Here is a 14,136-nt window from a genome sequence, read left to right on the forward strand (position 1 = left end):
CCTGGGTCGGCGCCGTCGAGCGGGATCGGGATTCGCTCGGGTTTCGTGTCACCACCCTAATGGCGCAGGCCGGTGGACCCACCCAGGACGGGTCAGCGAGTGTGCGCGCCCTCGGCGCGCCGGTCCCGTTCGGCCTCTCTCATGATCCCGGCCATGTACCCGTAGATCTCGCGGTCGCTCATCGCCTTCCACCGCGGTGCGAGCAGCTTCATGTACTTCTCCACATACAGCAGTTGCTTGCCGACGAGGACCAGTTCACGTGGTAGCCGCGCGTCGTGGGCCCGGGCGACCGCGGCGAGTTGCCGGCCCAGATCGGTGTAGCTCATCGCCCCCAGATCGGTCCCCGACAGGGGTGCGGCGACCTTCTCGATGTCGACGCCGCCCTGCGCGGTGGACCCGGGATTGCGGACCGCGCCGAGCAGGAAGATCCCACGCCCGGCGGATTCGTAGTCACCGCGGACGATGAGATCGACGACGAGCTGACGCAGGATGCGGCGGGTCCGTGGGGTGAACCGGCCGACGATCCCGAAATCGAGCAGCACCAGATGACCCGCGTCGTCGACGAGCACATTGCCGGCGTGCAGGTCGCCGTGGAACAGCCCGCCGTGGAAGGCCGATTCCAGCAGGGACAGCAGCAGGGTGCGGCACAGCGCGACGCCGTCGTGACCGGCCTCGCGGACTGCTTTCGCGTCGTCGATGCGGATCGCGTAGATGCGCTCCATGGTGAGCACCCGGGCCGTGGTGAACTCGTCGTGGACGTGGGGGACGCGGACCCGATCGCCGAACGGTCCCGGTTTCAGGCACTCGTACCACTCCCGCATGGTGGTGGCCTCGTTGCGGAAGTCCAGCTCGGCGGCGAGCCCGTCGGCGAAGTCCTCGACGACGTGGCGGGCGCTGAGCATGCGCCCGTATTCGGAGAGTTCGGCCAGGCCGGCGAGCCGGTCGAGGATCGCCACGTCGGGGGCGAGTCGGTCGCCGATCCCGGGCCGCTGGATCTTCACCACCACCTCGGTGCCGTCGGCCAGGGTGGCGGTGTGGACCTGCGCGATCGACGCCGACGCGATCGGCACGGGATCGAAGGTGGCGAAGACGTCCTCCGGTGCGCGGCCGAACTCCTCGACGAAGAGGCGGCGGATGTCGTCGGGGTCGGAAGGGGGCACACGGTCCAGGAGTGACTCGAACTCGCCTGCCAGGGTCTCGGTGAAGACGCCGGGGCTCGATGCGATGAGCTGGCCCAGCTTCACATAGGTGGGCCCGAGGTGTTCGAACGTCGTCCGCACCTCGTGTGCGGCGCGGGCGGCGTTGGGTGGCCGCAGGTGCAGTGCATCGACCGCGGTGCCGACGGCGAAGCGGATGACGCCCGCGGTCGCGTGCGCCGCGGTGGAGCCGAACCGGTAGGCCTCGGTCAATGGTGACACCGGTCCAAGGCCGGTGACGTCCGGGCTGTTGATCTGAGAAGTGTTCATATCGGTGGGTGCCGCCGTCGTCATCGGGGATTATCCCGCGTGGGCCGCGGGGCGTGAGCGGTCACCGCGGGCCAGTGTACCGAGAGACCCCGGTCACCTCCGGGACGCGTAGAGTGCGTGGCAGAGGTTTTCGACTGGGAATCGAAAACATCCCCGGATGGTTGAGTTCGGCAGACGCCCGAGGATCGGGTACCCGAGAAAGGCAAGTCCGATGGCCGCTGCACTTGCGCCCGTGCCCGCGCACGCCGACCTGGTGATCGTCGGCGCCGGCATCGCCGGGATCACCGCCGCACTGACCGCGCACGCCGCCGGACTGCGGGTGACGGTGCTGCACAAGGGGCAGGCCTGCAACCCCGATCGCGCCGAACAGGCGACCTCGACCTTCTACGCCCAGGGCGGGATCGCCGTGGTGACGCCCACCGACCCCGACGACTCGGTGGACCTCCACGTCGCCGACACCATCGCCGCCGGGGCGGGCCTGACTGATCGGCTGGCGACCCGACCCATCGTCGATGCCGGCTGGGCCGCGGTGACCGAACTGATGGCGTGGGGCACCCGATTCGACCGCGACCCGCGAGGCGCCCTGGCCCGCACCCGAGAGGGCGGGCACAGCGTGCGCCGCATCCTGCATGCCGGCGGTGACGCCACCGGGGCCGCGATCCAACGCGCGCTCGGTGCCGCGCTCACCGGCGCGGCACATGACGGCACGATCGAGATCATCGACGATGCCGTCGTCACGCAGGTGCTCACCGCCGGCGAGGGACGGGTCACCGGCGTCACCTACCTGCGTCACGGGGCATCCCACGCGGTGGCGGCCCCGACGGTGCTGCTCGCCACCGGCGGCGCCGGCCACCTGTATCCGGCGACGACCAACCCGGCCGGCGCGACCGGCGACGGGGTCGCGCTGGCGTTGCGGGCGGGTGCGCACGTCGCCGACCTCGAGTTCATCCAGTTCCACCCGACGATGCTCTACACGCCTGGCGAACGTGGCCGTCGCACACTGATCACCGAGGCCATCCGTGGCGAGGGCGGCCGGCTCGTCGACGTCGACGGCCGGTCGGTCACCGCGGGCGTGCATCCGCAGGGTGACCTCGCGCCGCGTGACGTCGTCGCGAACGCCGCGATCGCCGCGATCGATCGGACCGGACACCCTTGCGTCTACCTCGATATCAGCGGGATCGCCGATGTCGAGCGCCGATTCCCGACGGTGACCGCGGGGGTCGCGGCGGCCGGGTTGTCGGTGCGTTCGGGTCGCATCCCGGTGGTCCCGGGCGCGCATTACCAGTGTGGCGGCGTGGTCACCGACATCCACACCCGCACCGCGGTCCCCGGACTGCTCGCCGCCGGTGAGGTGGCCCGCACCGGGCTGCACGGCGCCAACCGTCTCGCGTCGAACAGCCTGCTCGAGGGCGTCGTGATGGGCATCCGCGCCGCCGGGGTGGCGACGACGGCACGCGGGGAGCGCCGATCGCCGACCGTCGACGCCGCTGCCGCGCCCGACAGCGCCGTCATGAGCGCACCGGTGCTCGATCGAGCCGTGCTGCAGGATGCGATGGGTCGGCATGTGGCGCTCCAACGCGACGCGTCTGGGCTCACCGAGGTCGCCACGCTGCTCGCGGGCGCCCGTCCGGTGCCGCTCGACTCCGTGCGGGCGGCCGAGGACGCCGCGTTGACGATGACCGCGCGGGCCGTGGTCGCCGCTGCCGCCGCCCGCACCGAATCGCGCGGCTGCCACGTGCGGTCGGATCATCCGGAGACCGCGGCCACCGCGCGGTCACGCGTCTTTCGGCTCGTGGGCGATCAGGTGACCGAGCTGAGCCCCGTGGAGATGAGGCCTGGGGAGATGCGCACCGGGGAGGCCGTCCCCCTTTCGGGGTAGCCGCATCGAGGGTCCTTTCGTACACTGACCCGCGGGGTTGTGTGTGACGCTGTCATGGGCGGGAACTCCATCGTTGGACTGCGCGGCACGGCCGGGCGAATGGAGGCTCGATGGACGGCGAAGGTTGCTGGTCGACGGTGGTCAGTTCGACCGCGGAACGGCGCGCGTTGGGACTCCCCGATTCGGCGGGCTGGATGTTGCAGTGCCGCTTGGGGATCGGGCACCGGGGCAACCACGCTACCGATGGTGGTGCGCATCCGCGAGCCGACCGCCGGTACTGGCTGGAGTGGAACGACTTCGATCCGCACGCGCAATCGCTCATCGAACGCAATCCGTGCCCGGTGACCTCCCCGGAGAACGCGCCGTGTCTGTACTTCCACGGCCATCCCGGCCCCCACGGTTTCGTCCGGTCCAACGGGCACGCCCCCACGGCGCTGACGGGGATCGCGGCCGCCGGGGCACAAGGTCCGTCCGGCGGGCATCACCATGCGTCGCCCGGCTTCCCGCCGTCGCCTGCCGAGCCGGTTCACAGCGGTCCGTCCACCGGTGACCTGCCGGTCATGGCCGCCGGGCACAGTGGTGCACACCGGATGCCTGATCACCTGGTGTCCGGCCCGGCCGATGTGTCCGAGCCGATGGTGTCCGGGCCGACGGGTTCGTCGGAGATCGACGGACTGGGTGCCTACCGCGGCGGCCGCCGGTCCACCGACTCCGCCCCACCCGACGGTCTGCCGCCCTATCAGGGACGTCGTCACGGATTCGACGAGGATCCGGTCGTGGTGACGGCCGGTGCGGCATCGCCGATCGGAGCGCCCGACGTCCAGGGCGCGGACATCCCGAGCACCGACATCCCGAGCCCCGACATCCCGAGCACCGACATCCCGAGCACCGACATCCCGAGCACCGACATCCCGAGCACCGGCATCCCGAGCACCGGCATCCCGAGCACCGGCATCCCGGGCACGGATTCGGCCGGGCCGTCGCTGGACGCCGTCAGTGACGCGTTGAGCGATGTCGCCGCCGCGCTGTCCCGCCTGGCCGACGCGTTGCGTCGGAGCTGACCAACAACCCGGCACCATCCCCGGCTCGACCCCGCCCGATGCGGTGGCGCCCGACACTGTCGCGTCACCTACCCTAGGGGGGTACCGTTCCATGGCCGCCTAAGGTATACCTGTAGGGGGTATAGAACGGAGTTGTCATGGATCACGCCGAACACGGGTACATCGAGCGCAAGGACGATTACCTGCGTCGCCTGCGCCGGATCGAGGGCCAAGCGCGGGGGCTGCAGCGGATGGTCGAGGAAGAGCAGTACTGCATCGACATCCTCACGCAGGTCTCGGCGATGACGAAGGCCCTGCAGGCGGTCAGTCTCGGATTGCTCGAGGAGCACATGAACCACTGTGTGCTGCAGGCCGCCCAAGAGGGCGAGGAGCAGGGCAGGGCCAAGCTCGACGAGGCCGTCCAGGCGATCAGCCGGCTCGTCCGATCCTGACACATCCATCACGTCGACAAAAAAGGAGAGTTCGATGACGAATGAGACTTACACCGTGACCGGTATGACCTGCGGGCACTGCGCGGCATCGGTGCGCGAGGAGATCGAGGAGATCGCCGGTGTCACCGGTGTCGAGGTCGCGGTCGATTCCGGCCGCGTCGAGGTGACCAGCGAGGCGCCGCTCGATCGTGCCGACGTAGAGCGGGCCGTCACCGAGGCCGGCTACCAACTGGTATGAACAGCTGGGCCGCGAACACGGCCGCGCGCATCACCGCCTTCGTGGTGGCGCTCGCGGCGGTCTTCGCCATCGCCTTCGCGGTGGGACACGCCTGGGCGCCCACCGCCGGCACCGATCACCACACCGACATGCAGCATTCAGAGAACACGGATCAGCACGGAGGTCACTGATGGCCGCGACCGAACGGGAGCGAGTCGACTTCGACATCTCGGGCATGACGTGCGCGTCGTGTGCCAACCGCATCGAGCGCAAGCTGAACAAGCTCGACGGCGTGCAGGCCAGCGTGAACTTCGCGACCGAACGTGCACACGTCGACCATCCGGCCGAGATCGCGTCCGCCGAGTTGATCGACGTCATCCGGGCGGCGGGTTACGACGCCGCGCCGGTGGTGGATCGCCCGGCCGCGGGTGAGCCGGGAGCGTCGAGGGACTCCCACGACGCCCGTGACGCCGAGTTCGCCACGCTGCGTTCGCGGGTGATCATCTGTGCGGCGCTGTCGATTCCGGTGGTGGCACTCGCGATGGTGCCGGCCTGGCAGTTCACCTACTGGCAGTGGCTGTCGTTGACGCTGGCCGCGCCGGTCGTCGTCTGGGGTGCGTGGCCCTTTCACCGGGCCGCGTGGCGCAACCTGCGTCACGGCACCACCACGATGGACACGCTGGTGTCGATGGGCACCCTCGCCGCATTCGGCTGGTCGCTCTACGCCCTGTTCCTCGGCACCGCGGGCGAGCCGGGGATGACGCACGGCTTCGATCTCATCCCGCAACGCTCCGATGGGGCGTCGAACATCTATCTCGAGGCCGCCGCCGGTGTCACCACCTTCCTGCTACTCGGGCGATACCTGGAGAACCGCGCCAAGCGCACCGCCGGTGACGCCCTGCGGGCCCTGATGGAGTTGGGGGCGAAGGACGCCGTGGTGCTCCGCGACGGCGTCGAGACGCGGGTACCGATCGAACAGCTCGCCGTCGGTGACGAGTTCATCGTGCGACCCGGCGAGAAGATCGCCACCGATGGTGTTGTGGTCGAAGGGGTGTCGGCGGTCGACGCCTCGATGGTGACCGGTGAGTCGGTGCCGATGGAGGTGGCCGTCGGTGACGAGGTGACCGGCGCCACCCTCAACGCCGGTGGGCGACTTCGGGTGCGTGCCACACGCGTCGGTGCCGACACCGCGCTGGCGCAGATCACCACCATGGTCGCCGACGCGCAGGCCGGCAAGGCGGCGGCGCAACGGCTGGCCGATCGCATCTCCGCCTGGTTCGTCCCCATCGTCATCACCATTGCCGTTGCCGCCCTGGGATTCTGGATGGGATCGGCGATCGCCACCGGAACGTCGATCACCTTTGCCGTCACAGCGGCGGTCTCGGTGCTCATCATCGCCTGTCCCTGTGCGCTCGGCCTGGCCACGCCCACCGCGCTGATGGTGGGCACCGGCCGGGGCGCTCAACTGGGCATCCTGCTGAAGGGTCCAGAGGTGCTGGAGAACACCCGCCGCGTCGACACCATCGTCCTGGACAAGACCGGCACGGTCACCACCGGCGTGATGCGATTCGACTCGATCGCGGTACCCGACGGCGCCGACGCCGACCACCTCCTGGCGGTCGCCGCGGCCGTGGAAGCCGCATCGGAACATCCGATCGCCGCAGCCATCGTCGATGCTGCGCACGAGCTTTCGGTGAACGGCCGACCGGTCGACGCGGTCGTCGATTTCGTCGCCGTCAAGGGTGCCGGCGTCACCGGCATCGTCGGTGACGAGAAGGTGCGGGTGTGCAGCCCACGTGAATTCGGTGCCGCACTACCGGCGCCGCTGGCCGCCGCCGTCGACTCGGCCCACGAGCGCGGCTCGACCGCGGTGATCGTCACGATCGACGGCGGCGGTGAGTCCGGACTCGGCGTGATCGTGGTCGCAGATGAAGTGAAAGCGACCTCCGCGCAAGCCATCTCCGAGTTGACCGCGATGGGACTCACCCCCATCCTGCTGACCGGTGACAATCTCGGGGCGGCCCGACATGTGGCCGCGCAGGTCGGCATCGACGAGGTGCACGCCGAGGTTCGCCCCGAGGAGAAGGCATCTCTCATCAGAGATCTTCAGCAGCAAGGACATTCGGTCGCCATGGTCGGCGACGGGATCAACGATGCCGCCGCGCTTGCCCAGGCCGACCTCGGACTCTCGATGGGCACCGGTACCGACGTGGCGATCGCCGCCGCCGACCTCACCATCGTCGACGGTGACCTGCGCAAGGTCGTCGACGCCATCCGGCTGTCGCGTCGGACCCTTCGCATGATCCACGAGAACCTCTTCTGGGCCTTCGGCTACAACGTGGCCGCCATCCCGGTCGCCGCGGCCGGGTTGCTGAATCCGATGATCGCCGGCACGGCGATGGCGTTCTCGTCGGTGTTCGTCGTCGCCAACAGCCTGCGGTTGCGGGGGTTTCGTTCGGCGGTGAGGTGACTCAGTCGCGCGCCGCCGCGTGCCGTCCGGCACGTCGGCCGAAATACGACCCCTCCCCGAGCTGCGTACCGCTGGCGTATCCCTTGCTGTCCTGCGCGATGTTCGCCGCGCACGCGCCCGCCGCATACAGGCCGGCGATCGGTGCGCCGTCGGCGTCGAGCACCTCACCGTCGACCGACGTCGCCATGCCGCCCATGGTGAACCCGGCGTACATGGCCTTGCCCAGACTCATGTCGAAGACCGCCCACGGTCCCTTGTCCTGTGCGGCAAGGAATTCCGGTGACTTGTGGAAGTCGGGGTCCTCGCCGCGTGCGGCGTGGGTGTTGTAACGCTCCAGGGTGGCGGCGAGCTTCCCGGTCGGGATACCGAGCGCCGCCTCCATCTCCTCGACGGTCTCGTAGCCGTCGAGGAGCGGCACCAGCGGCATCCGCGGCCGCTTCATATGCGCCTCGTCGACGATGAGGTAGGCCGTCGAATCCGGTTGTTCCAGAACGAAAGCCGATGTCCGGGAGTGATAGGAGTCCTCGGCGACGAAGCGCTCGCCGTTCTTGTTCACCGCGATACCGGTGAGCAGGATCGACGGCGGGTACACCGGTGCGGTACAGAAGGCCTGATCCATGTGTTTGAGCACCGCACCCGCGGAGACACCCATGCGCAGGCCGAGGCCGTCGTCGTAGGTGTTGCCCAACACGAAGGGCTTCTCGGCCAGCCACGGCACGTTCTCCGCGACCATCTCGGAGTTCATCACGAACCCACCCGCCGCGAGGACGACGTTGCGCGCCCGGATGAACCCTTCTGCACCGTCGAGGCCGCGCCAGCGCACGCCGGCCACCTGCCCGTCGGCGTCGACGACCAACGCCCGAGCCCCGACCTCGTAGCGCACCTCGACGCCGAGTTCGGCGAGACGCTTCACCAGCAACTCCACCACCATCGCCGCGCCGCCGGTGTCACCGGGGACCGGCACCTTGTGCCCGCGCGGAGCGGGCCTGGCGATCGTGTTGAACGGCCACACCTTCTCGTTGCCGGTGTACATCAGCCCCTGGGTCTCGGGCTGGACGACCGCCTTCTCCGGGTAATAGCTGCGTTCGAAGGTGAATCCGAGGTCCTCGAGCCACGTGAAATGGTCGACGCTGTCGACGCAATACGCGTGGATCTTCTCGGGTTCCGGATCCCGGGAGACCGCGGTGATGTAGCGCTCCATCTCCTCGGCCGAGTCCTCATGTCCGGTGGCCTGCTGGACCGCGGTGCCGCCGCCGAGATAGAAGTGCCCACCGGCCAGCGCCGTCGTCCCGCCGGCCTGCGCGGCACGTTCGAGTACGAGGACCCGCGCTCCGTGGGCCGCGGCCTCGGCCGCGGCACATCCGCCGGCGATGCCGAGACCGATCACCACCACGTCGACGTCGTCGCTGAACTCGTCGATCGACCCCACCGCGATTGTCTCGGGGATCGCTGTGTCACCTGCCATGCGCATCAGGTTAACCCACAAACTAGAACACGTTCTAGTGCTTCCATGATTTGCTCTCCGGGCCGGCCCATCGACTGTCCGACCGACCTGACATGCGTCGGGACGCACGCCGCGGCAGGTTTTCGAGGTATCAAGGAGTGTGGCCCGTCCAACCCGCACCGATCTCGATGACGACGCGAATGCGTCGGCACACACCCACCCGGGATTGACTCCGCCGCTGGGTGCGCTCTCCGGCGTCATCGCCGTCGGCGCGGCGCTGGGCGTGGGCGAACTCGTCGCCGCCCTCGTCTCGCCGGACTCCTCCCCGTACTTCGCGGTCGGCTCCTGGGTCGTCGACCACACGCCGCAGGCCGTGCGCGAATGGGCGATCGCCACCTTCGGCACCTCCGACAAACTCGTGTTGTTCGTCGTGATGGGGGCGGTCATCGCGATCATCGCCGCCGGCAGCGGTGCCGCCGAACGTCGACGCCCGCCGATCGGTTCGGTGATCATCATCGTCTTCGCGGTTCTCGGAGCCGTCGCGGCGCTCGGTCGGGCCGGGGCCACCGGGTCGTACATGCTGCCGTCGATCCTGGGTGGCGCAGTCGGCGTGGTGGTGCTCCGCGTGCTGATCGGAATGCTCGACCGTGATTCCGACACAGCGGATTCCGACACAGCGGATTCCGACACAGCGCATTCCGATGCAGCGGAGCCCGATTCCGCTCGGCGCGCGCCGGTGTCACGACGTTTCCTGCTGACCGCCGGGGGCATCGCGGCCGCCGCCGTCGCCGTCGGAGCACTCGGCCGCACCATGCTCGCGGGCGCGTCGCGCACCATCGCCGATCGCAAGGCGATCCTGCTCCCGACACCCGCCGACCCGGCCCCACCGGTACCGCCCGACGCCGACCTCGGGGTGCAGGGGGCCAACCGCTTCGTCACGAACAACGTCGACTTCTACCGCATCGACACCGCGCTGCAGGTGCCCCATCTGACCACGGCGGACTGGCACTTGCGGGTGCACGGGATGGTCGACGAGGAGATCACCCTGTCCTGGGACGAGTTGCTGGCGATGCCGATGACCGAACGGCTGGTCACCCTGACCTGCGTGTCCAACGAGGTGGGCGGCGACCTGATCGGCAATGCGCGGTGGCTCGGCGTCCGGATGACCGACATCCTCGACCGCGTCGGCGTCCAACCGGGCTCGAATATGTTGCTGTCCACCAGTTCCGACGGCTGGACCTGTGGAACCCCGGTGTCGGCGATCACCGACAACCGGGATGCGTTGCTGGCCATCGGCATGAACGGTGAGCCCCTGCCGGTCGAGCACGGTTTCCCGGTGCGACAGGTGATTCCCGGTCTCTACGGCTACGTTTCGGCCACCAAGTGGGTGGTGGACTGGGAGTTCACCACATTCTCGAAGGCGCAGGCGTATTGGACGACGCGCGGATGGTCGGCCACCGGTCCGATCAAGATCGCCTCCCGCATCGACCGCCCGTCCGCGGCGGAGGTGTCGGCCGGTGACGTCGTCATCGCCGGGACGGCGTGGGCGCAGCACGTGGGCATCGCGCAGGTCCAGGTCCGCGTCGACGACGGCCCCTGGCAGGAGGCGACTCTGGCCGCCGACTACAGCGACGACACCTGGCGACTCTGGAAGTACACCTGGTCGGCGACGTCGGGAACCCACCAGATCTCCTGCCGTGCGATCGGCAAGGACGGCAAGGTCCAGACCTCGGAGAACGCCGACCCGATTCCCGACGGCGCCACCGGCCTGGACAGCCGTAGCTACACGGTCACCTGATCGTCGCTTGTTGCTTGCTTGCTTGCTGCGGCGTCGTACACTGTGCCGGTCGGTTTCGGGGCCGTCGGTGTGGTGATCGGCCGGGAGGCGGCCGGTCGGGTTGGCGCAGAGGAGATTTGGTGCGGGGAGATTTGGTGGGGTTCCGACGTATGATGGTCCTGACCGTCGTCGCCGTCACGATGTTCTGGGCACCGGGCGTCGACCCGGGTGTGGCACGGGCGCTCCAGATCGGACCGATCGTCTTTCCCGATGTCAACCCGCCCGCGACCATCGATCAGGCCCGTCCGACGGTGATCGCGACCCCCTCCTGGGCGCCGCCACTGTCGGCCGGCGACGCGGTGGTCCTGATCCCGGGAACCACCGACTACGACGGAACCGATCAGACCCAACGGACCCTGGGCATCGGACTGTTCGGCGGGGTCGTCGGCACCGGGGACGACGTCCGCGTCGATGAGACCCAGACCCCGGCCATCTCGGTCGTCTCCTATCCGGCGGCCTTCGGGATCGATCCGTGGGGCATCCCGATCTACCTCGCGGGCAGCGACACCTTCACCCACTCGGTGCAGGTCGGCACGGTCAACGGCGTCGCCGCGGCCGAGGCGGTCCACGCGGGTAATCCGGACGCCACCATCGTCATCAACGGTTACTCGCAGAGTGCCCCGATCGCCATGAACGTCGCATATCTGTTGCATCGCAAGAACACCGAGGGTGACGGCGACATCCCCGATGATCAGATCGTCGTCATCGTCGGCGCTGATTCCCGCTTCCCGCACACCGGGGTCGAGAACATCGTGCCCAGCTTCCTGCCCGGGATGTACACCAACGGTGACCGCGATGTGGACGCCACCGGCGACATCAAGGTCTACTCCTACTGCGTGCGTGGCGACGCGACCTGCGGAGTCGGCAACCCATTGGTCAACCCGATCTCTACGTTCTTCTACCTGATTCCGGGGTTCTACGTCCACGCCTTCCTCGAGTACCGCATCAACGAGTACTCGATCGCCCGCGAGTGGGAGGACGGCAACACCCATTACATCGTCTACGACGGCGGCAACCCCTGGGGAATGATGTTGCGGGACCTGGGCATTGCCGTGCCCACCGAATTCGACGATGTTCTCGGCGCGCTCATTCCGGTGCCGATGCCGGGCCAGCAGTCGACCCTCGCGGATCTTCGGCTGCCGTTGCCGGACGACGTCCGGCAACGCCTGTCGGCCTACAACGTCCCGACGCCGCGTGAGCTGCAACAACTCGTCGCCGATCGGCTCGGCATCGACGTTCCCGTCCACGACTCGGACACCTGCGACATCAGCCCGTCGGCCTGCCGGGCGGACTACGCGCCGAATCCGCAAGCAACCGCGGACGCGGTCGGCATCATCGAGAGTGGTCCGCCCACCACATCATCGACCGCCACGGTCGCCACAACCGAAGTGGCGCAGAGCGATTCCGCCGCATCCCGGATCGCCGCCACCGCATCGGCTCCGGCCACCGGCGCCATCACCGCACCGACCACCGTCGCCGCACCGACCACCGCTGCCGCGCCGACCACTGCCGCCGCGCCGACCACTGCCGCCGCGCCGACTACTGCCGCCGCACCGACCACCGCCCCGGACGCGGACGACCCGGTTCCGGATTCCGGCACGCAGGTGGCGAGCGCGACCGCGGCCGGTTAGCATCGCACCGCCGGGACACTCCACCCGGAAGGCCCGCGCACCACGTGTCGCGGACGGCATCTCATCGGTAGGGGAGTCCGAGTGCGTCGACTGACCATGACTGCGGTCACCGCCTGCGCGGCCGCCCTGGTTCTGACATCGGCACCCGACACGGGCGCGGCCGCCGCGGCCCCACTCGGAGCCGGGTTGTTTCCGACGTCCTGGTACGAGGCGCCCGTCATCCGGGAGCGGCCGTCCTGGTTGCCCGCCGACCTGAGTCGGGATGCGACGGTCATCCTGGTACCCGGAACCTCCGACTTCACCGAGGTCACCGGCGACGACATCGTCGGCGGGAGCTCCGCGGTCGGTGGCGATCAGTACGAACGCACGGTGAGCATCGGGTTCTACGACCCGAACGATCCGCAGGTCCGCTTCGTCGACTACCCGCAGGCCTTCGGCTTCGTCGTCGGCGATACCACGCTCAACCTGGTCGGCACCGGCACCTACAACGACTCCGTGGATGCGGGCACCGTCGCCGGTCTCGCCGCCGCCGAAGCCGCCTGGGCGGCGCAGGGGAAGACCGGGACGATCATCCTCAACGGTTACTCGCAGAGCGTGCCCGTCGCGATGAACGTCGCCTACCTCCTGCATCAGAAGTCACTCGCCGGCGACCCGGACGCCATCCCCGACGCCGACGTCGTCGTCATCAACGGCGCCGACACCCGATTCCCCAACACCGGCATCGAAAGCGTTTTCCCGAGCATCATCGACGGCGTCTACACCAACGGTCCCCGCGACGAGTCGGCCACCGGGGACATCCGGGTGATCTCCTATTGCGTTCGCGGGGATGCGGTGTGCGGCTTGGGAAATCCGCTCGCGCATCCCTTCGCCACGCTCTTCTACCTGGGGCCGGGCGCCACCATCCACGGCCAGAAGGGCGATCTGGTCAACCAGTACGACGTCATCTCGCAGACCCAGGTCGGTGCCACCACCTATGTCGTCCTCGACGGCGGGAACCCGTGGGGGATCTTCTTGCGCAGCATGGGCATACCGGTGCCGACCGCCTTCGACGACGCCCTCGACGAGCTGGTCCCGGTGCCGATGCCGGGGGAGAGGTCCACCGTCAACGGTGTCGACATCCCCACGCCGCGTGAACTGCAGGTACAGATCGCTGCGAAACTCGGCCTGCCGGTCCCGGTGACCGATCCGGACGCGATGGCCGCCGCAGGGCAGACGTGGAAGGCGCCCCCGCTCACCACCACACCGCGCACCACCACACCGATCACCACCTCGGCGAACACCACCGGCCGGGCCGCAACAACCACCACCACGCCGGTCACAACAACCGACCGTCAGAGTCTGGGTGATGTGCTCTCGGGACTTGCGACCATCGCGGTCGGCTCGACGACGGTGACCGGGTCATCCGCTCCGGCGCCTGCTCCGAGCAGCACCGGTGACGACGCCCCCGCTTCGACATCCGCCACGTCGGCCGTGACCTCCGCCACTCCGGCATCGTGACCTGCGTCATGTGACCAGTACGGCCCGCGTCAAGCAAAAGTGACCAACCCAACGTGGTGATCCTCATCGACTGAGGTCATGTTATGTTCGTCGCACGTTTTTTCCCGATGCGGTGATGTGATCCGTCGCCGCACACGATAAGCATCACCGCGGCACGGCCGATCCGCGAACCGACCGGGCCGAGTCGTCGTCGCCGGTGTGAA

At 68.9% G+C, this 14,136-nt stretch carries 11 protein-coding genes; 9 read left to right on the top strand and 2 right to left on the bottom strand.

Annotated features, from left to right (window positions below):
• Positions 1 to 92: 92 nt before the first annotated feature.
• On the bottom strand, positions 93 to 1,490 hold the full coding sequence (locus ACWETB_RS07050) for an ABC1 kinase family protein (RefSeq protein WP_348806532.1): 1,398 nt from the start codon (positions 1,488 to 1,490) through the stop codon (positions 93 to 95).
• A gap of 187 nt (positions 1,491 to 1,677) precedes the next feature.
• On the opposite strand from ACWETB_RS07050, the gene nadB reads away from it, so the two are divergent.
• From nadB to ACWETB_RS07080, 6 genes are all read left to right on the top strand, one after another.
• Positions 1,678 to 3,345 (top strand): L-aspartate oxidase, encoded by a 1,668-nt coding sequence (gene nadB, locus ACWETB_RS07055; protein ID WP_452210193.1) that lies wholly within the window; start codon positions 1,678 to 1,680, stop codon positions 3,343 to 3,345.
• 110 nt (positions 3,346 to 3,455) lie between these two features.
• Complete coding sequence (locus tag ACWETB_RS07060; RefSeq protein ID WP_452210195.1) at positions 3,456 to 4,406, top strand: hypothetical protein; 951 nt, start codon at positions 3,456 to 3,458, stop codon at positions 4,404 to 4,406.
• Positions 4,407 to 4,543: 137 nt separating this feature from the next.
• Positions 4,544 to 4,837: a metal-sensitive transcriptional regulator gene (locus tag ACWETB_RS07065; RefSeq protein WP_348806529.1), complete on the top strand. Its 294-nt coding sequence runs from the start codon at positions 4,544 to 4,546 to the stop codon at positions 4,835 to 4,837.
• Between the two features lie 34 nt (positions 4,838 to 4,871).
• Positions 4,872 to 5,075, top strand: a complete 204-nt coding sequence (locus ACWETB_RS07070) for a heavy-metal-associated domain-containing protein (RefSeq protein WP_348806528.1) — start codon at positions 4,872 to 4,874, stop codon at positions 5,073 to 5,075.
• Entirely contained in the window at positions 5,072 to 5,245 is a 174-nt protein-coding gene (locus ACWETB_RS07075; RefSeq protein ID WP_452210198.1) for a hypothetical protein, read from the top strand. Before ACWETB_RS07070 ends, ACWETB_RS07075 begins: the two co-directional genes overlap by 4 nt.
• A complete protein-coding gene (locus tag ACWETB_RS07080; protein ID WP_452210200.1) occupies positions 5,245 to 7,524 on the top strand; it encodes a heavy metal translocating P-type ATPase in 2,280 nt (759 codons plus the stop codon). Before ACWETB_RS07075 ends, ACWETB_RS07080 begins: the two co-directional genes overlap by 1 nt.
• Position 7,525: 1 nt before the next feature.
• Here the strand turns inward: ACWETB_RS07080 and ACWETB_RS07085 are convergent, their stop codons facing one another.
• Positions 7,526 to 8,989 carry an FAD-binding protein gene (locus tag ACWETB_RS07085; protein WP_449742645.1) on the bottom strand — a complete coding sequence of 488 codons (1,464 nt, stop codon included), beginning with the start codon at positions 8,987 to 8,989 and terminating at the stop codon, positions 7,526 to 7,528.
• A 205-nt stretch (positions 8,990 to 9,194) separates the two neighbouring features.
• On the opposite strand from ACWETB_RS07085, the gene ACWETB_RS07090 reads away from it, so the two are divergent.
• From ACWETB_RS07090 to ACWETB_RS07100, 3 genes are all read left to right on the top strand, one after another.
• Positions 9,195 to 10,766 carry a molybdopterin-dependent oxidoreductase gene (locus tag ACWETB_RS07090; protein ID WP_452210322.1) on the top strand — a complete coding sequence of 524 codons (1,572 nt, stop codon included), beginning with the start codon at positions 9,195 to 9,197 and terminating at the stop codon, positions 10,764 to 10,766.
• 149 nt (positions 10,767 to 10,915) lie between these two features.
• Positions 10,916 to 12,436, top strand: a complete 1,521-nt coding sequence (locus ACWETB_RS07095) for a cutinase family protein (protein WP_452210202.1) — start codon at positions 10,916 to 10,918, stop codon at positions 12,434 to 12,436.
• A gap of 81 nt (positions 12,437 to 12,517) precedes the next feature.
• On the top strand, positions 12,518 to 13,933 hold the full coding sequence (locus ACWETB_RS07100) for a hypothetical protein (protein WP_452210204.1): 1,416 nt from the start codon (positions 12,518 to 12,520) through the stop codon (positions 13,931 to 13,933).
• The last annotated feature ends 203 nt before the right edge of the window (positions 13,934 to 14,136 follow it).

It is taken from the genome of Gordonia sp. NPDC003950, assembly GCF_053605205.1.